The sequence below is a fragment of the Prevotella sp. P4-119 genome (genome assembly GCF_002251345.1).
Taxonomy (GTDB): domain Bacteria; phylum Bacteroidota; class Bacteroidia; order Bacteroidales; family Bacteroidaceae; genus Prevotella.
The window spans coordinates 18,839-40,749 of the sequence record NZ_NPJB01000055.1 but is presented as its reverse complement, the minus strand read 5'-3'; the positions used below and the strand labels follow the sequence as shown (position 1 = coordinate 40,749).

Genomic DNA, 21,911 nt, shown 5'->3' with positions numbered 1-21,911 from the left:
TATAAGAAAAACCGCTGTAGATGATAATTTACAGCGGTTTTTTTAGTATATTTTCAAAAAAAATAAGTATCTTTGCAACAATATTACAACGTTTGTAGTAATGATAGAAGATAACCAGACAATTAAAAACCAAAACCAGCGCACAGTACGTCCGCAGGAAATGTTGCCAAGCCAAGAACTCCAAGAAGATCAGGTTTTGCAGCAGGCGGAAATGCTAACCTTGCGTGCCAAAGTCAAAGTATGTCCGTATTGCGGCGCAGAAAATGAAGAAGAATCCATCTTTTGTGCACAATGTGGACAACCCATAGGAAAACTTACGTGTCCCTATTGCGGGGCAGAAATGGACCCAGGAGCAGATTTCTGTGAGACCTGCCATCGGTATGTGCGCAAAGACGTTTGTTCGTACTGCGGCTATGCGCTCCACGGCAACGAAGCCTACTGTCCCGAATGTGGAAGTCCGAGAGGAGGACTGGTTTGTCCGACCTGTCATACGATGAACGATTTTGCTTTCTGCAAGAAATGCGGCACTCCGCTGACGGCAGAAGCCAAGGAGATGGTGAAGCGATTGCAGAAAGAGCCCGATTATATCCATCTGCAAGAGATCGTCAAGGAGTACAACCTTCTGGAAAGCATCCTGCCTGCCTGTACGGAGAAAGACCGTCTGCGCGACAAAAAGAACGATGAGTTGAGAAAACGCGTGTTGACGCTTCTCGCGAAAGACTCGGGGATGCCTGAGGAAGACATCGTGATTCCATCGCGCAACCGCATGACCGATAAACAGTTGGAGCAGTTGAAACAGCAAAATATGGAGGCGCTGGCAGAAGCGTTGGAAAAACTTGCAACCAGACCTACCGAGTCGCCTATCATGGCCAGAAACTACACTATGGCCTGCAAGCCACAAGGCATACGCCTCGCGTGGGTATGCAACTATAAACACGCCATGCACAGCAGTCCTTGCGGATGTGCCAAGCCACAGCTTGGAGGCAAATGGGTGGTATTGGGAAAAAAGAACAGTTCCGACATAAAAGATGATAAGAAATGACAGACAAGACCATCGTAAATCCGGAACAGACACAACAGGTCCAACAGGCAACGTTTCGTGTACAGGCATCTGCCATGGCGGATGACCAAACCATTCGTACCAATAGAATTGCCAATGACGATGAAGAAAAGACAGGAGATTTCATTCTCAAAGGCAAATGTTATCAGAATATCAAATGTCTGAGCGACCATTCTGGTGAAGCACAGGTGTTTCTGGTGAAAGACGGAGAAGGGGAGAAGGTGCTGAAACTCTATTACCCCAACTTCAGCATCAACAAGACGTTGATGCGCATCATTCAGAACTTTGACATGGAAATGGTTGTCAAAGTGCAGGATTACGGCAAGACATACGTTGACGGCAAAAACCGAGACTACGAACTGATGGAATATCTGCGAGGAGGTAATCTTGGAGAATACGACCTTGACGGTAACTTCAATCAGTTCAGACGTATTGCCCTGCAAGCCGCAGCAGCCTTGGAATATTGCCACAACAGCAATATCATCCACAAAGACATCAAACCTAGTAATTTCTTCTTCCGCGATGAGAATCACACGCAATTGGTGCTGGGCGACTTCGGCATCTCAAGTGTGATACGTGACGATGAAGATATGCATAAGACCACACAAGCGCGTACCCCTGCCTATGCAGCACCGGAGATGTATAACGACGTGATTGACGGCCAGGTGGAGATTACGCCTTCGGTAGATAGCTACTCGCTGGGAATCGCCTTGATGACCCTGTGGCTCGGAGAGAGTCCGTTCAGCCAAAATGAGCGCGTGATGATGCGCAAGAAAAACGAAGGACGTCTGCCAAGAATCAACGAACTGCCAGAACGCGTCAAGATGATCGTACTGGGTCTGACGGCTGTCAACCCAAAGAGCAGATGGGACTACGATCATGTGGAGCGCTGGTTCCTGGGAGAGAATGTCCCCGTGGATATTTCATCGCCACTTCTGAAATATCGCAGTTTCGTGGTAGATCCAGAGCGCAACCTTGTGGCGGATAATGTGCATGAACTCATCCCCTTGTTGGTAGATAACGAGAAACTTGCCATCAACTATCTCTATAACGGTCACATTACCAGTTGGTTGGAACAATGTGGCAACGTAAAACTTAGCGCTACGTTGAAGGATATCGTCAGCAATCGCTATCCTGTCGATCAGACAGCAGGTCTGATGTCGGCCATCTACGCCATGGAGCCTACCTATCCGTATCGGGACCTCCGAGGCAAGCTATGTGACAACCTTCACAGTGTGGTCATCTCTGTACTTGCAGCCTCCGATGAATATGCGCTGGCCCTGAAGAACGAAAATGACAGCCTGTTCCTGTATCTTGAAAGCCATTCAACAGCTAATATTGAACGCCTCAGAAGTTATTTCCGCGAAGACAGCCACTTAGACTCGCGTAAGGCGATACTCCAGTTGGCCTATGAGGTAGATAGCGAAATACCGTTTCTTCCGAAATATCCATCATCCAACATCTCGGAAATCGTCAGAGCCTACGGGTATGAAGACTGTACAGACGACGAATGGATGGCGCTGAGCGACGGACGCCTGCTGTCGTGGATGTATGCACACGAAGATCGCATGGCCTGTGAGTCGTTGCGCATCATGACAGAAGGACAGCAGCCTTCAAAGGCGCTGGGGTATAAGGTGTTGTATAATATCGACCGCAACGCGGCATTCGACCTGCGCGAAGCACAAACTCCAGATGCCGTTGGCGCCTGTCTTCTCGCTTTGCTTCACGATACCCAGCATAGTAATGATGAGGATTTTGCGGCAGCCATAGCCGATTACTCAGACCCCGACGGCCGATTCCATTATTTTGCACAGTTGCACGGATGGATGGAACAAATCAATATGGCACGTTCATGTTTCGACATGTCGAGCGATGAGAATACCGAACGCCTGGGAGTTTACGACCTCCGTACGGCAGCCTATCGCTTCTGCATGATGCTCGGCGTCTGTCCAACCTATATGTTGGAGGACGGTATCGAACTGCATGATGTCAAGGCGATGCAGCAGTATGGGAAACGTACAGTACTCATTGGCGAACTCCAACGGGGTGCGTTGAAGCAATGGATGTCGATCTTCTACCACGAGAATCCGAAAGAAGACTTCCGCGAGTCATACAGTTACGAACGGAGTCTGGAACAATGGATCCTGGCGTTAGGAGAGATAGACCAGACGCAGACCTATTATAAAAGGTATTGTGAGGCGAAAACACAAACCGCGCAGAAATTTGAACGCGTGCATGGCGATTATATCCGCGCCAATATGAAGGAACGCATGTTGCGCATGGTCTTTTATGCGCTATGCGTACTGTGGGTTCTGATGCTGGCGGTCTGCGGCATCAGCGGACGCGAGTATTTGCTGGAACATGCCGGACTCACCATCGTACTGCCTGTGGGAGGAATCATGGCACTTATCATAGCCATGAGAGCCTATTTCCACGGTTTCGGATTCGTGCTCTCGGCATTATGGGGAAGTCTGGGACTCTTCTCTACCTATATTCCTGTGGCCATTCTGCGGCATACGCAGAAAACGGCCCCCGCTATGTTTGTCCCGGTAGTAATCGTCATTACAGCCGTATATATGGCCATCTGCTATTTTACCGACTACCGGAAGGAAAGACGTAATGACGGAAACCTGATAGACGAGGTGATGGACGACGACATCAAGACCTCCCTGCTGGAACCCTTGTACTTCACCTTCAGACAGAAGAGTTATCGGTTTAAGGGTTCTAAGTTCGGACTGTTGGACGATGTCTCCAATCAGATACGTTCCATCAGCGGAGAGTCGGTAGCCCACTACCTGCTGTGGTCTGTCATGGTGCTCATCATGGTCATGGAACTGCTGGTCTATAGTCCGAAGCTATTGAATGTGAAGAATCCTGATTTGGACAACTGGCGGCTCAATCCTACCAAAGTTGTCAATCAGTTGCAAAGAGATGTAGAATAATTATGGTCTGTGAGAAATGTCATAAAGAAAATCGCTCGATAGCGAAATTCTGCAAGTGGTGCGGCCAACCTCTTGCCACAAAACACGTGCTTGACCGCATGGTCGGTCTTGACGAGGTGAAGCGTCAGTTGAAGACCGTAGTAGATACCTATACCTATTTACAATCGCGCAAGGATATTGTCAATATCCGGTTGAGCATCAATACCATTATTATTGGTGAGACAGGTACGGGAAAGACCGCCTTGGCCGAGGTCATTCGCGACTATTTCTATCAACATAAGATTATCGAGAAACCCAAGTTGACCATGGTTGACGCCGTGGATTACCAGCGTTTTGTGGATAAATGGGACGATAATGTGAAAAAGGCGCGCAACGGTATTCTCTTCTTTGACAACGTACAGAAACTGTTGCCAGACCGTTATTCCAATCAGGTCAACCCGCTCGACAAGTTGTTTGTGGAAATGGACAAATGGAACGAGAATCCTATCGTGATCATTTCGGGACTTCCCAAGGGACTTGACGACTTCCTGAGCAATAATCCTGCGGCGCAGAACCGCTTCAAATATACTTTCCGGTTGCCTGCACCAGGCTATGCAGAACTCTGTGAGATCTGTAAACTGGAGTTACGGAAGAAATACGCCATAACCTCCTTTACCCAGGCTGCAGATCATAAGTTGCAACGGTTCTTCCAGTATCAACTGAAGATCAAGGACGAGACCTTCGGATACGGACATCTTGCCGTGAAGACCGCAGAAGATATCTTCACCTCTTTCATCAGCAGGGGAGCCCAAGCCGATACCGTTGAGGAGTGTGACATCAGAGGATATGTTCCTGCAGAACGTTCTGTGGATGACATTCTCAAAGACCTAGACTGCTTCATCGGAATGGATGAAGTCAAGAAGACCGTGCGCGAGATTGCCTATAGCGTGAAGAATAGTGTGGAACGTGCACAACGGGGACTCGGCGATCAAGAGAAAGCCGGCATACATATCGTGCTGACGGGTAATCCCGGAACCGGTAAGACGACCATCGCCCGGAAACTGGGCGAGATACTGGAGTCGATAGGTTATCTCGACAGCGGTCATGTGGTAGAAGCCGACCGGTCGAAGATGGTGAGTCCATACCAGGGCGAGACTCCGAAGATCGTAGATCGCCTGTGTGATAAGGCCATGGGCGGCATCCTTTTCGTGGACGAAGCCTATACGCTGGCGCCACTCAGTCAGACGGGCGAGCGCGACACGCAAGGAGCGCAGGCCCTTGAACAGCTGATGAAACGAATGGAGGACGACCGCGGCAAATTTGTTGTTATTGCTGCAGGTTATCGGTCGGAGATGGAAAATCTGTTCCGTATCAACGTGGGTTTCAGAAGTCGATTCAGCTATTTCCTGAATATAGAAGACTACTCTCCAGAGCAACTTTTCGACATCATGAACATGTTTGCCAAGGAGAAGAAATACGAATTTAGCGAGGCGGCAGAAGGATTGGCGCGCAAGATGATCAAGGAGATGTATCAGTCGCGCGACAAGGATTTTGCCAACGGCCGCACGATGCGTCAGTTGTTTGACAAAATCTGTACCCGTCAGGCAGAACGTCTGCAACGCCTTGACATCAACAGTCTCGACAATCAGCAGTTGATGACGATAGAGCAGGTGGATATTCCCTATCAGGCTCCCAAGAGTGTCAACTACGACGACTGTCTCGAGAAGCTCCATGGCATGGTGGGTCTTGCTGCGGTAAAACAGGAGATTTCCAATCTTGTCTCGTTTCTCAATCTGCAGATTCGCCGTGGAGAGACGGATACATTCCAGGGAAAACACTATGTGTTTACAGGAAATCCGGGAACCGGTAAGACTACCGTTGCTCGCATCATGGCAGATGTGTTTCGTACACTCGGAATCCTGTCGAAAGGTCAGCTTGTAGAAGCCGACCGCAGCAAACTCGTAGCGGGCTATTCCGGACAGACAGCTATTAAGACCAACCAGGTGATCGATTCAGCCTTGGGAGGCGTATTGTTTATCGACGAGGCCTATACGCTCAAGACCAGCGATGCCGACACATTCGGTAGTGAAGCCATAGACACCCTGTTGAAGCGTTTGGAGGATGACCGTGGAAAGTTCATCTGTATTGTTGCCGGATATACGGACCAGATGCATGATTTCATCAGTTCTAACCCCGGACTGAAGAGTCGTTTTACCCAGACCATCCATTTCGACGATTATACGCCTGATGAGTTGACGCAGATATTCATCAATATGGCGACGGCAAAGAAATTCACCATCGATGCATCAACCACCAACGCCATTCACCGGCAGTTTGAGCAGATGTATCTGCGACGGGATAAGAATTTCGGTAATGCGCGAGAGGCACGCCGCCTTTTCGACTCGGCAGTAGAGAAACAATGCCAGCGCCTGATGAAACAGATGAGCGATCCGAATTTCAATCAGGAAGATATGTTCAAAATCGTGGAAGACGATTTGGCAGACGGACGTAACGAGCAAGCACGCCCATTGGACGAAGTATTGTCAGAACTGGACGAGTTTGTGGGCATGCGTTCGGTCAAGAACATGATCCGTCGTCTGGCAGTACAGAGCATGTTCATGAAGCAACGTGCCGCCATGGGCGCAGGAAAAGTGCAGCAGATGTCTATGAACTTCATCCTGATGGGTAATCCCGGAACGGGAAAGACCACTATCGCCCGTAAGATGGGAGAAGTGTTGCAAAGCATGGAGATTCTCCCGACAAGTCACGTGGTGGAAGTGAGTCGTGCCACGTTGGTAGGAAAATACATGGGCGAGACTCCCAAGATCGTCAATAATATGTGTGACAAAGCCATGGGCGGCATCCTGTTTATCGACGAAGCCTATACGCTATCGGCAGAAAACGACCAGTATGGTAAGGAAGCCATCGATACGTTGATGAAACGGATGGAAGACGACCGTGGCAAGTTTGTGGTTATTGCTGCAGGCTATAAGGATCAGATGGAAAATTTCATGATGACCAATCCAGGTCTTGCCAGCCGTTTCACACATAAGATGCAGATAGACGACTATAATGAAGACGAGTTGCAGGCCATTTTCAAGAAGATGGCACAGAAAGACAATTACACCTTGTCGCCAGCAGCTGAATTTAAGTTGATGGACCTGATCTGCAGAAAAGTGGTATCGAAGGATCAGAATTTCGGTAATGCACGAGAAATGCGCAACCTGCTCGATGCAACCATCCAGCAACTCTCCGTCAGAGTCAGCGGTATGCAGGAGGTGACCAAAGAAACCTATCAGACCATTATGCCAGAAGACATCTGTGACGTGTAGGTCGTGAGGGGAATTGCAAATAAAATAAGAATCTACGTAGAAAAGAAATTATGATAATATGTCCTAATTGTAAAGAAGAGATTGACGACGATTCGCGCTTCTGCGATCAATGTGGTCAGGCATTACTCTATTGCAGCAGTTGTGGTAGGGTAGGACTGGGTCATCGCTGTACCCATTGTGGCGGTCTGATGATCAGTTACGATGAATTACAGAAGAAGCGGGAAAAGCGCAATAATATGACCTCCTTGTCAACGTCGTTTGTCAGCCAGTCGGTAAGCATCGGTCAGGCAACGAAGGGCAATATGGAAACAATTCCCAACGATGTCCCGCAAATCAAGGGAATGCCCATGCTGTTGTTATACAACTCTTCTTTGGCCATCCGTATCGTAGGAGTGAACGGGGCTGTCATAGGACGCCGCCAAGGTCCATACGCAAAATTCTTCAGCAACAACATGTATGTATCGGGTGTTCATGCCCAACTGCTCTTCAAACAAGATTCTGGATGGTGTGTCATAGACAAGCATTCTTCAAACGGAACGAAGCTGAACCAACGGGATCTGTTGCCCGATGTGCCGATGTCTGTTAAGAATGGAGATATTCTGACCATAGCAAATGTCAGTTTACAAGTAAGTATAAAATAATGATAAGATAAGATAAGATAAGATAAGATAAGATATGAGTAAGATAACGATAACTGCATCGAGTCGTGTCGGATGTATTCGAAGCAATAATGAGGATATGATTCTGGTGGAAAACAAGTATGTAAGGAGTGAGGCCTGTGACTTGCAGTTCTTTACAGAAAACAAGGATCGTTTTATTGTGGCTTTGGCAGACGGAATGGGCGGACATAATGCCGGAGAAGTTGCCAGCGAGGAGACGCTAAGAAACCTACATTTCTTCATCCACGACCTACCTGCACATCTGAGCGAAGGTGCCTTGTGTGAAGCTATGGTGGAGTGGCTCGTTTCCATCAATAAGATCATCTCTTCGCGTGGTGTTGAAGACCGCACGCTTCAGGAAATGGGTACCACACTCGTTGGAATACTATATTACGAAGGAAACTATTTCTGGATGAACTGCGGAGACAGTCGTCTGTATATGCTGTCAGATGGTAAACTGAAGCAAATCACGACAGACCACAGTCTGAACGTAATGACTGGTGTAAAACGCCATTCCAACGTCATCACCAACTGTATCGGAGCAGGATGTAGCACCTCGTTTCTCGACTTTACCGAGTTTACCAATGATGTAAAAGCTGGTTGTACCTTCCTGTTGTGTTCTGACGGACTCAGCGATATGGTAGATGATGAACATATAGAAAAATTACTCAATGAAGGGAAGGATGCCAACGCTTTGTGTGAGGCAGCTATCACAGCCGGAGGTTTCGACAACGTGTCGGCTTGTGTTGTTGCTGTTGCTGAGAGCCATTGAGGATATATAAAAAAGATTGTATTGAAAAAGATTGTGTTGAAAAAGTAAACTGAAAGAAACATGCCTTTAAAATTACCAGATCAATTACCGGCAATAGAGTTGCTGAAAAAGGAAAACATTTTTGTGATGGACGATTCACGCGCCCACATGCAGGATATCCGCCCGTTGAAGATTGTGATTCTCAATCTGATGCCATTGAAGATAACTACTGAGACAGACTTGATCCGTCTGCTTTCAAATACACCTTTGCAGTTGGAAGTGAGCTTCATGAAACTCAGAAGCCACACGCCAAAGAACACCCCAATCGAACACATGATGATGTTCTACAGAGATTTCCAGCAGATGCGCAAGGAGCGTTATGATGGCATGATTATTACCGGTGCACCCGTCGAGACTCTTGATTTTGAAGATGTCACCTATTGGGATGAAATGACAGAAATATTCTCATGGGCACGTACGCACGTGACTAGTACATTATATATCTGCTGGGCTGCGCAGGCGGGATTGTACTACCATTACGGAGTGCCGAAATACCAGTTGCCCAAGAAAATGTTTGGCGTATTCCCCCAACATACATTACAGTCCAAGCTCCCTATCTTCCGAGGCTTTGACGATGTGTTTCAGATGCCGCATAGCCGACATACCGAGATTCATCGCGAAGACATAGAAAAGCAGCATGAGCTGAGTCTGATTGCCGAATCACCGGAAAGCGGAGTGAGTATTGTGATGGCGCGAGAGGGTAGAGAATTCTTTATTACCGGCCATCTGGAATATGCTCCCAATACTCTTGACAAGGAGTATCGACGAGACTGTGGCATACGTGACGATGTGGATTTGCCCAAGAACTATTATAAAGACAATAATCCATCCAATGAGCCCCTTGTCACATGGAGGGCCCACGCCAATCTGTTTTATAACAATTGGATCAACTATTACGTATATCAAGCAACACCGTTCGATATCAATACTATACGATGAGAAAACTGGAACTGCTGGCACCTGCCAAGAACCTTGCCTGCGGTATTGCTGCTATTGACCATGGGGCCGATGCCGTATATATCGGAGCATCACGTTTCGGAGCAAGGGCTGCTGTGGGAAATAGTGTGGACGACATCAGACAGTTGTGCGACTATGCCCATCTGTTTGGTGCAAAAGTCTATGTGACGGTCAACACCATTATTTATGATGGTGAACTCGACGACACGCTCTCACTTATCCGCGAACTCCATGGGGTGGGGGTTGATGCCATTCTCGTACAAGATATGGGACTGCTCAAACTCCAGTTGCCTCCTATAGCGCTTCATGCCTCAACACAGACCGACAATCGTACGGCAGATAAGGTGAAATGGCTGGCAGAATTGGGATTTCAACGGGTGGTCTTGGCACGCGAACTATCGGTAGAGGAAATCAGAAGCATCCATGAGGCTGTGCCAGATGTCGAACTCGAAGTGTTTGTTCATGGAGCCTTGTGTGTCAGCTATAGCGGTATCTGCTATGCGTCGCAATACTGTTTCGGACGTTCTGCCAACCGTGGAGCGTGTGCGCAGTTCTGTCGTATGAAATTCGACCTTGTCGATGCAGAAGGACGCGAAATCGAACACCAGCGCCACCTCTTGTCGTTGAAAGACCTCAATCAGGCGGATGTGCTCGATCAACTCGTCGAAGCAGGAGCCACCTCATTCAAGATAGAAGGAAGGTTGAAGGATGTCACCTATGTAAAAAATGTCGTGGCTGCCTATAACCTTCGCCTCAATAAGATTGTTGCCAATCAGCCTGATCGCTATTGCCGCGCTTCGAAGGGAACGTGCAGCTATACCTTCACACCCAATCTGAAAAAGACCTTTAACCGTGGTTTTACACATTATTTCCTGAATGGACGCCAACCAGACATCTTCTCTCCCGATACACCAAAGGCCATGGGCGAGTATGTGGGATATGTGAAAGAGATACGCAACAACTCCTTTAATGTTGCAGGAACTGCTGCATTTGCCAATGGTGACGGATTGTGTTTCATTACGGGAGACCGCGAACTGGAAGGATTCCGTGTCAACCGAGCGGAAGGCAACAGACTCTATCCTCAAAAGATGCCTCGGAATCTTCGTCCAGGAATGGCACTCTATCGTAATAACGACCAGGAATTTGAAAAACTACTCTCTCGTCCGAGTGCAGAACGCAAGATTCCCATCATCATGCGGTTGGCAGCCGACGAACAGGGCTTTAATCTCTCGGTTGGCGAGGTTTCGGTAGGTATTGCCTGTGAGCATCAGGCTTCAGAGAAACCACAACGCGACAATATCGTCAGGCAACTCTCGAAACTCGGAGGAACGCCCTATCTTTGCGAGCAGGTGGAGATGAGTGATGATTTCAATTATTTCATCCCCAGCAGTTTCCTCGCAGATCTGCGCAGGCGTCTTGTCGAAAAACTCATGACGTCCACTCCTCAAGCGGATGGTCAGTCTAAAGTTTTACCGGCCCACATTCCCGCGTCTGTGTCGGCCCTTTATCCGTATGACTATCTGTATAATATCTCCAACGCAAAGGCACGCGACTTTTATATCTCACAAGGGCTTCATCCTTCCGAACAAGCATTCGAACTCCAGTCATCACGACAGAAGGCTTCCTTGTTGATGCAATGTCGCCATTGTCTGCGCTATGCGCTTGGCGGTTGTGTGAAACATGGCGGGACAAAGGCCCATTGGAGGGAACCCTTGTTTCTGCGATTGTCTGATGGTCGTAGGTTTCGTTTAGAGTTTGATTGTCGTCATTGTCAGATGAATGTCTATGGAGAAAGTGAAAAATAGCCTGTTGTGTGTGATCGTCCTGTTGTTGTCTGCCTGTTACAACCATGGACCTGTTTCGCCTGACGCATGGGACCTTACCGAGCGTCAGATAGACTCCTTGTCGTTCTTTACTACCCATCATTATTCTCAGAACTATAACTTCGTGGTTAAGGCCAGCCAGATGCCCATTTCCGATGAGGCAGGATCTCAGGCTTTCGATACGCTATATGTGTCGAAAGGCGATCCCCTTGTTGTGGCCGACATCAAGACCATCTCGTCAGATACGATAGATTCCGTATGGGTGAAGGTGGCGCGCGACCAGATGACACAGGGATGGATTCGTGAGAGCGAGATGTTGCCTTGCGTATCGCCCAACGACCCCATTTCCCAGTTTATAGATTTCTTTTCAGATACCCACCTGTTGCTATTCCTGGCATTATTGGTTGTTGTCGTAGTGGCATACGGTCTTCGTCGTTTGATGCGCCATAATGCGCGTATAGTTCATTTCAACGATATTGATTCGTTCTATCCTACATTGTTGTGCATACTCATCGCCTCTTCTGCAACGCTCTATGCATCCATACAGATGTTCAGTCCCGAATCGTGGCGACATTTCTATTATCACCCTTCGCTCAACCCGTTTTCGCTACCGTGGTTCCTTGCACTCTTTATTGCCTCCGTATGGGCCATCCTTATCGTAGGTGTGGCGACGATAGATGATGTAGTGCATCGTTTGGAGCCTTCTGAAGGGTTGCTTTACTTATGCGGACTTGCTGGAGTATGTGCAGTCGATTATGTTCTTTTCAGCATCACTACCTTATATTATATAGGTTTCCTATTTCTTGTTGTCTATATCATCTTTGCCCTGTGGCGCTATTTCCGGTATTCGCATTATCGGTATGTTTGTGGCAATTGTGGCGCAAGGATGTATCGCAAAGGTATCTGTCCGAAGTGTGGGGTGGAGAATGTCTAAGGGATGTGCGGAAAACTCAAGAATCGTCAATATATAGGCTCAAGAGGGTAGGGTTTGCGGTGGAAAAGCAGAAAAAATGGGCATAATGCAGAAAAAATCAGAAAAATTTTTCAAAATGTTTGGTGTTCTCAAAAATATGTAGTACCTTTGCACCGCGTTTGAGAGAAAACGCCTAAGGTTAAGAAAGAACAACCGGTTAGGAAGTTTGGGTGAGTGGCTGAAACCAGCAGTTTGCTAAACTGCCGTGCGGGTTACCGTACCGGGGGTTCGAATCCCCCAGCTTCCGCTGGGCTTTCCTAAAAAGACAAAAGAATAATGGTCGATTCATCTAATGGTTAGGATACAAGATTCTCAATCTTGGCATAGGGGTTCGATTCCCCTATCGACTACCAACAAGCAGCGTAAATGATGTATTTACGCTGTTTTTTTTGTTCAAAAGTAGTATGTGTGACACCTTTTGCAGATTAGTCTCTTATGGTGATGCCGTGTAAAAAAAGTAAATCTAGAACGCGCAATTTTTCGGAAAGTTCCCTAACAGATTATTTCTTATCGAATATGGTCTTTCTTTTCTACATTCTATAGCTGTTCAACCTTTCTGTTGATTATGGTTTGAGAAGCGTAAGACTACTACCTCTATCCGTATTATTCCTATAAGGAGAGGATGATACTTTTGTTTGAATGATTGGAATGATTATTCTTGTGGCGCAAAAGTAATTTTCATGGAGCCTTGAAACGGTTAGAACTTTGCCGTACAGACGAAAGACTATGGTTGAGTATAGCAACAAAAAAGAAGGCTCGCTGATGACAGGAGCCTTCTTGAATATGTCGGTGTGATGAAATTAGTCGGCTGACTCGAATTCTTGGAGGAAGCGGACGTCGTTCTCAGAGAACATGCGGAGGTCGCTTACCTGGTATTTTAAGTTGGTAATGCGTTCAACACCCATACCAAAGGCATAGCCGCTATAAACGCTTGAATCAATACCGCATTGTTCGAGAACATTGGGATCGACCATACCACAACCGAGAATCTCTACCCATCCTGTGTGCTTGCAGAATCCGCAGCCTTCGCCGCCACAGATGAAGCAAGAGATGTCCATCTCAGCGCTGGGCTCGGTAAATGGGAAATAGCTTGGACGAAGACGTATCTTGGTATCTGCACCAAACATTTCACGTGCAAAGGACAACAATACCTGCTTGAGGTCGGTAAACGATACGTTCTTGTCGATATACAATCCTTCTACCTGATGGAAGAAACAATGAGCACGGGCGGTAATGGCCTCGTTACGATATACGCGTCCGGGGCAGATGATGCGGATAGGAGGCTGGGTAGTCTCCATCACGCGAGCCTGTACACTTGAGGTATGGGAACGGAGCAGGATATTTTTGGTGACATCGTTAGGATGTTGTGACACAAAGAAAGTATCTTGCATGTCACGTGCAGGATGGTCTGCAGCAAAGTTCATACGGGTGAACACGTGGAGGTCGTCCTCTACTTCAGGTCCATCGGCTAATACAAATCCCATACGCGAGAAGATGTCGATAATCTCGTTGGTAACAATAGTGAGCGGATGACGTGTACCCAATCCGATGGGGTAGGGTGTGCGTGTGAGGTCGATATGTTGCGCATCGCATTCTACTGTTTCGGTATCAGTCTTGAGTTGGTTGATGCGCTCCTGTGCTATTTGCTTGAGTTCGTTGATTTTCATGCCCACAGTCTTTTTCTGGTCGGCTGGAACATTGCGGAAATCGTTCATCAAAGCTGTAATGGCACCTTTCTTGCTGAGGTATTTCAGTCGTAACTGCTCTACCTCTTCTGCGTTGGCGGCCGTCATTTGCCGCACTTCGTCTAAGAGTTGGTTTATCTTGTCGAGTATCATAATCATTGATATAAAACTAAATTTTCTGCAAAGGTATAAAAAAAATAAGAATTATGGATTAGGAGTTGGGAGTTTTTTGTACCTTTGCCGAAAAATTGAGAGAAGTTTATAAAATAGATGGAGGTCAATGATGAAACGATATTGGATTGCGTTTTATGTTATGGTCTGTTTGCTGGCTGGTTGCCAGGGTAACAAAACGGTAGAATCTACCGAAGAAACGGTTGCTGACACTACTGCGACTGTTGACTCTACAGTTGCTGACAACGAGATGAAGGCAATCGAAGAGGAGCCGATGCCAAAAGCGGCTGATGAGCTGTTTGATGATTTTGTATTCAATTTCGCCGCCAATAGGAAATTACAATACAGCCGTATTAAGTTTCCACTACCTGTCGTACGTGGAGACGATATTGAATTGTTGCCTAAAAGCAAATGGCATATGGAGAATTTCTTCATGCGACAAGATTTCTATACGCTGATTTTCGACAGCGAGAAACAATTGGAAGAAACCAAGCAGATTTCTGTCTCACATGCTGTGGTGGAGAAAATATATTTTCACTCGAAATCCATCAAACAGTATGTCTTCGACCGTATTAACGGAAGATGGATGATGCAGAAGATCATACACATTCCTTTGCATGAATCACATAATGCATCGTTTCTTGACTTTTACGAGCATTTTGCTTCTAATGCCGACTATCAGATGCACCATCTCCGAGAGACGGTAGATTTTGTGGGACCGGATCCTGACGATGACTTCAATGAGATGGAAGGAGTGATAACACCAGATACGTGGGCAGCTTTTGCACCTGAATTACCTACGGATATGATTTATAACATTATCTATGGTACCAATCATAAAGCAGGAAAATGTAAGGTGTTCGTGCTTAGAGGTATCGCTAATGGTTTGGAGACAGAACTGACTTTCCGACACGAAGGAGGAAAATGGATGCTGTCTAAACTCTCAACCTAATATCAATAGGAACAACGCTATGAAAGATATTCATGACTATAGTTTGAAGCAGCACAATACCTTTGGTATTGAAGCCCGTTGTGACCGCTTCTTGGAATATTCGACTGCCGATGAAGCAAAAGCTGTGGCCGACATTCTTCGTCAGTCAGCCCAACCTTTTCTGATTATTGGAGGTGGAAGTAATCTCCTGTTGACACAGGATTTCAAAGGCATTGTCGTGCGCTCAGCCATCAAAGGCATAACACCACAGAAGGACACCCTACGCTGTGGAAGCGGCGAGGTATGGGATGATGTAGTAGATTATAGTGTGAAGCATGGATATTACGGCATGGAGAATCTCTCGTGGATTCCAGGTGATGTGGGTGCCAGCGCGGTACAGAACATCGGTGCCTATGGTGTTGAGGTGAAAGACTTTATAGAGACCATTGAAGCCATCGAGATCGCTTCGGGAGCGTTACAGCTCATTGATGCTGCTGCTTGTCGGTACGCATATCGTCAGAGTCGGTTTAAAGGAGAATGGAAGAATCAATATCTGATCACCCATGTGACCTATCGTACCCAAAGAGATTTTCAACCTAAACTCGATTATGGTAACATTCGCAGCGAACTTGAGAGGCGAAACATGACTCATCTCACAGCAAGTCAATTGAGAGAGGTCATCATCGGCATACGACAAGAGAAACTGCCTGATCCTGCTGTTATGGGAAATGCAGGAAGTTTCTTCATGAATCCCATTGTGGAACGATCACAATATGAGGCTTTGGCATCACAATATGAGAATATGCCACACTATACCATCGATGCAAATCACGAGAAGATTCCTGCAGGATGGATGATAGACCAATGTGGATGGAAGGGACGTACCGTAGGACATGCAGGCGTTCACGATCGTCAGGCCTTAGTGTTGGTGAATCGTGGTAATGCTACCGGTCAGGAGATTGTTGATCTTTGCCGGATGATCCAGCGTGATGTGAAAGAAAAATTCGGAATAACCATCAAACCAGAAGTGAATATTATATGAAAATAACCTTCCTCGGTACAGGAACATCGTGTGGCGTTCCTACCATTGGATGCCAATGTCCTACCTGTAGCAGTCAAGATCCACATGATAAAAGGTTGAGATGTTCGGCGCTGTTAGAGGAGGGAGACACACGCTTGCTTATCGACTGTGGGCCAGACTTCCGTCAACAGATTATGCCCTTGCCATTCAGTCGGATAGATGGAATCCTTATCACCCATGCCCACTATGACCATGTAGGAGGACTTGATGATGTCAGGCCTTTCTGTCAGTTTGGAGAGGTGAACGTCTATGCGGACCCTAATGCACGTCAATCGTTATTGAAGATGCTTCCATATTGTTTTGAAGAACATCGCTATCCCAATACTCCTGTTATCAGACTTCATGAGATTCATCCTCATGAGGTGTTTAACATCAACGGTATTGATATCATGCCGATACAGGTGATGCATCACGACTTGCCCATTTTAGGTTATCGGATTGGTGGATTGACATATATTACAGATATGAAAACCATTGCAGATAGTGAATTGGAATATCTGAAAGGAACTGAAGTGCTGGTGGTTAACGCGCTTCGCCGTACTCCGCATCATTCACACCAGACGCTTGCTGAAGCGGTGGCATTTGCGAAAAAGATAGGAGCACGTCAAACATGGCTTACTCATGCGGCACATAGCATCGGAAAACATGATGAGGTCAATAATATCTTGCCTCCTCATATTCGCATGGCATACGATGGACTTGTGGTCAACATATAATGAGTCGCAGGAGGTTCTCTGCCTTGAGAATCTTCTTTTGTCTTATGCCGTAATCCTAACTCTCTTTTTATAATAATACATAGAAAATTTATAAGGAATACTAAAACTTTCTGGAAAAAGAAAGAGAGTCACACGAGGTGTGGCTCTCCTTTGGAGTATGATGTATTGTTTGGAACTTACATGGCAAAAGCATTAAAACCTCCGTCAACAACAGCAACGGTACCGGTGACGAATTTTGCAGCTTCTGACATCAGATAGTGGATTGTGCCACAGAGTTCTTCAGGATCACCCATGCGGCCGAAGGGAGTCTGACGAATCACATCCTGACCACGCTGTGTGAAGGTACCATCGGGATTGGTCAACAAAGCACGGTTCTGTTCGGTAATGAAGAAACCGGGAGCAATGGCGTTGACGCGAATTCCTTCGCCAAACTTCTTGGCACATTCTGTTGCCATATATGCTGTGAAATTGCTGATACCAGCCTTGGCAGCAGCATAACCACATACGCGAGTCATGGGACGGAAAGCAGCCATCGAAGAGAAGTTGATGATGCTACCTTTTCCCTGAGCTACCATGGGACGAAGAAATACTTGGGTGGGGATGACCGTTCCTGTGAGGTTCAGATTGAGAACAGTCTGGAACTGTGAGGCATCGAGGTCGAAGAAGGTTTTATCGGGAGCGATGGTAGCGCCCGGCATATTACCTCCCGCAGCATTTAGGAGAGTGTCGATACGTCCGTATTTACGCATGATGTCGTCGCAGTTTTGCTGAACGACCTCTTGGTTCATGACGTCAGTTTTCATAAACTCACACACGCCACCTGCTTCGCAGATGTCAGAAGCAATTTTCTGTCCAACCTCTTCCTTACGGCCGAGGATGATGACTTTGGCTCCTTCAAGGGCCAGATACTTAGCGATGGCACGTCCAAGAACGCCTGTTCCGCCTGTGATGACAACAACGTTGTCTTTAATGTTGAAAAGGTTGTTATTCATAAAATCCGGGTTGTTTGTATTCTATTCCTAATTCACGGTCAACGGTGGCGAGAATGCCTTGTACTTGTCCCATGGCAAACATACGTCCGAGGAACGAGTAGCCTGCATTATAACCTTTAGTCTCGTCGCCAAGCATTGTCATGCCGTGATCCACACGCATGGGCAACGCAGGATTCTCTTGTTCGAAAATACGTGCCAGTTCGATGATATCGGCACGTCCTCCAAGGTGTGAGGCTTCTGTAAAGTCGCCATTGGGGAAGATATGACAAGAGCGGAGGTGTACGAAATGGGTGCGTGGTGCAAATTTACGTGCCATCTCCACCACATTGTTATAAGCGCCAGCAGAGAGACTCCCAGCGCAGAAGGTCAGTCCGTTGTGCTTGTTAGGAACAGCATCAAGGAACCATTGGATATCTTCTTGGGTGCGTACGATGCGTGGGAGGCCGAGAATCTCGATGGGGGGATCGTCAGGATGCACACACATGTTCATATCACACTCTTCGCAGGTAGGCATGATAGCGTTGAGGAAGTATTTCATGTTTTCCCTCAGTTGATTCTTGTCAATACCATCATAGTTTGCGAGCAACTGGTGGAAGAGTTCGAGGGGGTGTTCGTCGCCCTCTTTGAAGTTGCCACTTACAAAACCTTGCGTTTTGATAACGATGTTTTCTACCAGTTGATGGTCTTTCTCTGGAGTCATGGTTTTGGCGAGCGCATCAGCCTCTTCCAGTACGTTACGTCCTTCACCTACGCCAGCTGGGAATTGGAAGCGTGCCCATTCTTCGCGTGCGCCTTGTCTTTTGAGTATATAAATATCGAAATAGGCAAATTCTGCATAAGAGAAGAATAGGTTTGACGAACCGTTAGGATTCGCGTGAAGCAAGTCTGTACGAGCCCAGTCGAGTACGGGCATGAAGTTGTAACAGATGGTATGGATGCCTTCAGCCGATAGGTTGCGGAGCGATTCCTTATAGATTTCTATCTGTTGGTCACGGTCAGGACCTCCGTATTTGATAGTCTCTACCACGGGTAATGATTCCACGACGCTCCATCGCATGCCGTAGCTTTCGATATATTCGCGGAGTTCTTTGATTTTTTTCCTGGTCCAAACTTCACCAAGAGGTACGTCGTGAAGAGCAGTTACGATGCCTTCCACACCGATTTGTTTTAGCATGGCAAGCGTTATCTTATCGTTTTTGCCAAACCATCTCCATGTTCTTTCCATAGTTGTTGATCTGTTTTTGTTATTGTTAGTTTTTGGGTAATGTTAGTCTTTCAGTTGTGCTTGAACAGCAGCCAAAGCCCGAGGCCAGTCGGTATCGAGTGAGAATCGTGTGATGCTGCTGGCATTGTTTAGATAGCTGTGTGCAGGTTCTTCTTCCTTGTCGTTGAAGAGCGGGTTTGACACGGAGGCATCGATAAAAATCTTGGTGATCTTCACTTGTGCAGCATCGGGCATATTATTCATTTTTACCAGTTGCATGATATATGCTGTAATGAAATTGTTCAGTCCTAATGCCTGTTCGTCAAGATAGAGTACTGGTGCGTCTGGCATCTGTTCCTGCATGCTTATTGCAAGATAATTGAGCGCATCGAGTTTAAACTGATTGATCTGTTTCATGATTGGCAAAGTCTGTTCGTTGCTCACAGCATCGAAGGCTTTGTGTTTAATCTCGTTGAAGATCTCCTGTGCTTGCGCATTAGCACAGAAAGCCATCATTAGTACAATAAATAACTTCTTCATATATAATATGTTATTGTTGTTTGATTAAGTAAATCTTGTTAGTGATATTATTGGGTAGTTCCTCTTCATAGTGGGTCACCATGACCATTGTCTTGTGTGGACGTTGGCAGAAGGTTTCTATCACATCTTTCACCAAACGGCGATTGTAGAGGTCGAGCCCGTGGAGTGGTTCATCAAGGATAATGAGTTGTGGGTCTTTAACGAAGGCACGAGCCAAGAGTACGAGTCGTTGTTCACCACTTGACAGTTTGAGAAAGGGTCTGTCGTAGAGTCCTTCGAGTCCGAAGATATCCATCCACCATCTGCATATTTCGTATTCTTCGGGATTGGGTTTGACGTAGAGTCCTACAGAATCTTTCAGTCCGCTTGCTACGATGCGAACGGCAGGAAGGTCTTTTTGATAAGCTCTATGCATTTCAGGAGATACATATCCAATATGTCGTTTGATGTCCCAGATGCTCTCTCCCGATCCGCGTTGTCTGTCGAAAAGTGTTATGTCGCAAGCATAGCTTTGAGGGTTGTCGGCGCATACCAGAGAGAGAAGAGTGGATTTTCCGCTTCCGTTCTGTCCGCTGAGCGCCCAACGCTCTCCATCGCATACCGTCCAATCGAGTTCTTTCAAGATGGTTCGTTCTCCATAGCGTATGCCCACCTGATGCATGGCAATAACCTGATGTGCTGTATAGTCATTGGCTTTGTTGGGCAATTGGATGATAGCTTCGCGTTTCTCTTCGGAGAGGACGTGTGAAGGTATAGTTGGTTGTCTGTTGTTGTATTCTTCTAATGTGCATTTGGGTTGTACCACTCCTTGTTTGACCTCCACGACATGCGTGATGAAGTCTGGAATGTCATCAGTTTTGGAGAGCACAAGGATGATCTGTAGCGCGCGCTCATGAGCCAGGGTGCTCAGCAATACTTTGAGTTGGTCGCGTGTTGTGGCATCAAGTCCAATAAACGGATTATCCATGATTAGTACGCGAGGATCTGCAAGGAGCGTCTTAGTGAGCTGGAATTTGCGCAGTTCACCACTCGACAGACTGATGATATATTTATCAGTTAGCTGTTGGATATGGAAGAGTTCGTATAGATGTTGTTGTAAACCTCGATGTTCTGGTGTATCTTCGCCTGCCATTTGGTATGCCTCTTCCAAGAGGTCACCCACACGTGGAGTCTCAGGGTCTATATCGTGTTGATTCCATCGTTGTTGGAGGTAATATGCTCCGTCAGACGTACCGTATGAATCGCGAAATGTGATATATCGTATGTTGTCTGAAACCAGCGGTTTTGTACTTGGTGAGAAATCGTATTTAGGAGGCTGCAACCGTAAAGGATGTCTGCCGGTAATGATATCTACGAGCATGGATTTTCCACCGCCGTTGCGTCCTACAATGGCGATATGTTCGCCGTCGAGAGATTGGAAATCGACGGGTTGAGCCATTCGCCATTCTTCCATACGGGTGACACCCTGTTGTATATCAATTATTTTTTGCATATTCTATTCTGATTTTTATTGGCGAAGTCTTTCCAGCTACGATAGTTGGCCTGTGATTCTGGTCTTCCCATTTGCAGAAAATGGCAATAGGCTGCGGCCAGCGCATCTGTTGCATCCCGGAATTTTGTTAAAGCGTCTGCATCAAATTTCAACATTCGTTGTAGCATTCCTGCTACCTGTTCTTTGGATGCCGAACCGATACCTGTTATTGCCATTTTGATTTTCATCGGAGCATATTCATGAATAGGAACTCCATGATGGATGGCTGCAGCGATGGCTGTACCTTGTGCACGTCCGAGCTTCAGCATGGTCTGTGCGTTCTTTCCGAAGAAAGGTGCTTCAATAGCCAATTCGTCGGGCAGATAGGCATCGATGATTCCCGTGACTCGCTCGAAGATGTGTCCGAGTTTAAGGTAGCCATCTGGAAATTTTCGCATATCGATAACTCCCATCGTCACCATTTCGGCGTGATGGTCCACCACTTTCAGCACACCATATCCCATGATATTCGTGCCAGGGTCGATACCTAATATGATTTTTTCCATTTATTTTGTTTTGCAAAG

At 46.8% G+C, this 21,911-nt stretch carries 17 protein-coding genes and 2 tRNA genes; 13 read left to right on the top strand and 6 right to left on the bottom strand.

The window, feature by feature from the left end; translation table 11 throughout:
• Window positions 1–100 precede the first annotated feature (100 nt).
• The 10 genes from CIK89_RS06015 to CIK89_RS05970 all read left to right on the top strand — a co-directional run bounded on the left by CIK89_RS06015 (window position 101) and on the right by CIK89_RS05970 (window position 12,889).
• Window positions 101–1,042, top strand: a complete 942-nt coding sequence (locus tag CIK89_RS06015) for a zinc ribbon domain-containing protein (protein ID WP_094390496.1) — start codon at window positions 101–103, stop codon at window positions 1,040–1,042.
• On the top strand, window positions 1,039–4,002 hold the full coding sequence (locus CIK89_RS06010) for a protein kinase (RefSeq protein ID WP_094390495.1): 2,964 nt from the start codon (window positions 1,039–1,041) through the stop codon (window positions 4,000–4,002). Before CIK89_RS06015 ends, CIK89_RS06010 begins: the two co-directional genes overlap by 4 nt.
• A gap of 2 nt (window positions 4,003–4,004) precedes the next feature.
• Window positions 4,005–7,313, top strand: coding sequence for an AAA family ATPase (locus tag CIK89_RS06005; RefSeq protein WP_094390494.1), 3,309 nt, complete (start codon window positions 4,005–4,007; stop codon window positions 7,311–7,313).
• Window positions 7,314–7,363: 50 nt separating this feature from the next.
• Window positions 7,364–7,954 carry an FHA domain-containing protein gene (locus CIK89_RS06000; RefSeq protein WP_094390493.1) on the top strand — a complete coding sequence of 197 codons (591 nt, stop codon included), beginning with the start codon at window positions 7,364–7,366 and terminating at the stop codon, window positions 7,952–7,954.
• 34 nt (window positions 7,955–7,988) lie between these two features.
• Entirely contained in the window at window positions 7,989–8,744 is a 756-nt protein-coding gene (locus CIK89_RS05995) for a PP2C family serine/threonine-protein phosphatase (RefSeq protein WP_094390492.1), read from the top strand.
• Between the two features lie 60 nt (window positions 8,745–8,804).
• Window positions 8,805–9,722 carry a homoserine O-succinyltransferase gene (metA, locus tag CIK89_RS05990; protein WP_094390491.1) on the top strand — a complete coding sequence of 306 codons (918 nt, stop codon included), beginning with the start codon at window positions 8,805–8,807 and terminating at the stop codon, window positions 9,720–9,722.
• Window positions 9,719–11,545, top strand: coding sequence for a U32 family peptidase (locus CIK89_RS05985; protein ID WP_094390490.1), 1,827 nt, complete (start codon window positions 9,719–9,721; stop codon window positions 11,543–11,545). The genes metA and CIK89_RS05985 overlap by 4 nt, the downstream gene beginning before the upstream one ends.
• Window positions 11,526–12,497: a zinc ribbon domain-containing protein gene (locus CIK89_RS05980; RefSeq protein WP_173824956.1), complete on the top strand. Its 972-nt coding sequence runs from the start codon at window positions 11,526–11,528 to the stop codon at window positions 12,495–12,497. Before CIK89_RS05985 ends, CIK89_RS05980 begins: the two co-directional genes overlap by 20 nt.
• Window positions 12,498–12,696: 199 nt before the next feature.
• Window positions 12,697–12,783, top strand: a tRNA-Ser gene (locus CIK89_RS05975).
• A gap of 31 nt (window positions 12,784–12,814) precedes the next feature.
• A tRNA-Glu gene (locus CIK89_RS05970) sits at window positions 12,815–12,889 on the top strand.
• Between the two features lie 447 nt (window positions 12,890–13,336).
• Here CIK89_RS05970 and pheS read toward each other — a convergent pair.
• A complete protein-coding gene (pheS, locus tag CIK89_RS05965; RefSeq protein ID WP_094390506.1) occupies window positions 13,337–14,374 on the bottom strand; it encodes a phenylalanine--tRNA ligase subunit alpha in 1,038 nt (345 codons plus the stop codon).
• Window positions 14,375–14,501: 127 nt separating this feature from the next.
• On the opposite strand from pheS, the gene CIK89_RS05960 reads away from it, so the two are divergent.
• The 3 genes from CIK89_RS05960 to CIK89_RS05950 are packed head-to-tail and all read left to right on the top strand — an operon-like array spanning window position 14,502 to window position 17,120.
• Complete coding sequence (locus CIK89_RS05960) at window positions 14,502–15,344, top strand: DUF4348 domain-containing protein (protein ID WP_254046626.1); 843 nt, start codon at window positions 14,502–14,504, stop codon at window positions 15,342–15,344.
• A 19-nt stretch (window positions 15,345–15,363) separates the two neighbouring features.
• The gene (murB, locus tag CIK89_RS05955) at window positions 15,364–16,365 is read left to right on the top strand and encodes a UDP-N-acetylmuramate dehydrogenase (protein ID WP_094390488.1); all 1,002 of its coding nucleotides are present in this window, start codon (window positions 15,364–15,366) and stop codon (window positions 16,363–16,365) included.
• Complete coding sequence (locus CIK89_RS05950) at window positions 16,362–17,120, top strand: MBL fold metallo-hydrolase (protein WP_094390487.1); 759 nt, start codon at window positions 16,362–16,364, stop codon at window positions 17,118–17,120. The genes murB and CIK89_RS05950 overlap by 4 nt, the downstream gene beginning before the upstream one ends.
• Before the next feature lie 176 nt (window positions 17,121–17,296).
• Here the strand turns inward: CIK89_RS05950 and CIK89_RS05945 are convergent, their stop codons facing one another.
• From CIK89_RS05945 to ruvC, 5 genes are read right to left on the bottom strand one after another with little or no spacing between them, the layout of a single operon-like run.
• Entirely contained in the window at window positions 17,297–18,112 is an 816-nt protein-coding gene (locus tag CIK89_RS05945) for an SDR family oxidoreductase (RefSeq protein WP_094390486.1), read from the bottom strand.
• The gene (gene uxuA, locus CIK89_RS05940; RefSeq protein ID WP_094390485.1) at window positions 18,105–19,337 is read right to left on the bottom strand and encodes a mannonate dehydratase; all 1,233 of its coding nucleotides are present in this window, start codon (window positions 19,335–19,337) and stop codon (window positions 18,105–18,107) included. Before uxuA ends, CIK89_RS05945 begins: the two co-directional genes overlap by 8 nt.
• 42 nt (window positions 19,338–19,379) lie before the next feature.
• Window positions 19,380–19,856, bottom strand: coding sequence for a hypothetical protein (locus CIK89_RS05935; protein ID WP_144007245.1), 477 nt, complete (start codon window positions 19,854–19,856; stop codon window positions 19,380–19,382).
• Window positions 19,857–19,866: 10 nt separating this feature from the next.
• Window positions 19,867–21,348 carry an ATP-binding cassette domain-containing protein gene (locus tag CIK89_RS05930; RefSeq protein ID WP_094390483.1) on the bottom strand — a complete coding sequence of 494 codons (1,482 nt, stop codon included), beginning with the start codon at window positions 21,346–21,348 and terminating at the stop codon, window positions 19,867–19,869.
• Complete coding sequence (gene ruvC / locus CIK89_RS05925) at window positions 21,336–21,893, bottom strand: crossover junction endodeoxyribonuclease RuvC (RefSeq protein ID WP_094390482.1); 558 nt, start codon at window positions 21,891–21,893, stop codon at window positions 21,336–21,338. The genes CIK89_RS05930 and ruvC overlap by 13 nt, the downstream gene beginning before the upstream one ends.
• Between the last annotated feature and the right edge of the window lie 18 nt (window positions 21,894–21,911).

Excerpts from the sequence above, each read along its gene's own strand:
- CIK89_RS06015 (WP_094390496.1), top strand. The coding sequence starts at position 101 with ATGATAGAAGATAACCAGACAATTAAAAACCAAAACCAGCGCACAGTA.
- CIK89_RS06010 (WP_094390495.1), top strand. The coding sequence starts at position 1,039 with ATGACAGACAAGACCATCGTAAATCCGGAACAGACACAACAGGTCCAA.
- CIK89_RS06005 (WP_094390494.1), top strand. The coding sequence starts at position 4,005 with ATGGTCTGTGAGAAATGTCATAAAGAAAATCGCTCGATAGCGAAATTC.
- CIK89_RS06000 (WP_094390493.1), top strand. The coding sequence starts at position 7,364 with ATGATAATATGTCCTAATTGTAAAGAAGAGATTGACGACGATTCGCGC.
- CIK89_RS05995 (WP_094390492.1), top strand. The coding sequence starts at position 7,989 with ATGAGTAAGATAACGATAACTGCATCGAGTCGTGTCGGATGTATTCGA.
- metA (WP_094390491.1), top strand. The coding sequence starts at position 8,805 with ATGCCTTTAAAATTACCAGATCAATTACCGGCAATAGAGTTGCTGAAA.
- CIK89_RS05985 (WP_094390490.1), top strand. The coding sequence starts at position 9,719 with ATGAGAAAACTGGAACTGCTGGCACCTGCCAAGAACCTTGCCTGCGGT.
- CIK89_RS05980 (WP_173824956.1), top strand. The coding sequence starts at position 11,526 with ATGGAGAAAGTGAAAAATAGCCTGTTGTGTGTGATCGTCCTGTTGTTG.
- pheS (WP_094390506.1), bottom strand. The coding sequence starts at position 14,374 with ATGATACTCGACAAGATAAACCAACTCTTAGACGAAGTGCGGCAAATG.
- CIK89_RS05960 (WP_254046626.1), top strand. The coding sequence starts at position 14,502 with ATGATGAAACGATATTGGATTGCGTTTTATGTTATGGTCTGTTTGCTG.
- murB (WP_094390488.1), top strand. The coding sequence starts at position 15,364 with ATGAAAGATATTCATGACTATAGTTTGAAGCAGCACAATACCTTTGGT.
- CIK89_RS05950 (WP_094390487.1), top strand. The coding sequence starts at position 16,362 with ATGAAAATAACCTTCCTCGGTACAGGAACATCGTGTGGCGTTCCTACC.
- CIK89_RS05945 (WP_094390486.1), bottom strand. The coding sequence starts at position 18,112 with ATGAATAACAACCTTTTCAACATTAAAGACAACGTTGTTGTCATCACA.
- uxuA (WP_094390485.1), bottom strand. The coding sequence starts at position 19,337 with ATGGAAAGAACATGGAGATGGTTTGGCAAAAACGATAAGATAACGCTT.
- CIK89_RS05935 (WP_144007245.1), bottom strand. The coding sequence starts at position 19,856 with ATGAAGAAGTTATTTATTGTACTAATGATGGCTTTCTGTGCTAATGCG.
- CIK89_RS05930 (WP_094390483.1), bottom strand. The coding sequence starts at position 21,348 with ATGCAAAAAATAATTGATATACAACAGGGTGTCACCCGTATGGAAGAA.
- ruvC (WP_094390482.1), bottom strand. The coding sequence starts at position 21,893 with ATGGAAAAAATCATATTAGGTATCGACCCTGGCACGAATATCATGGGA.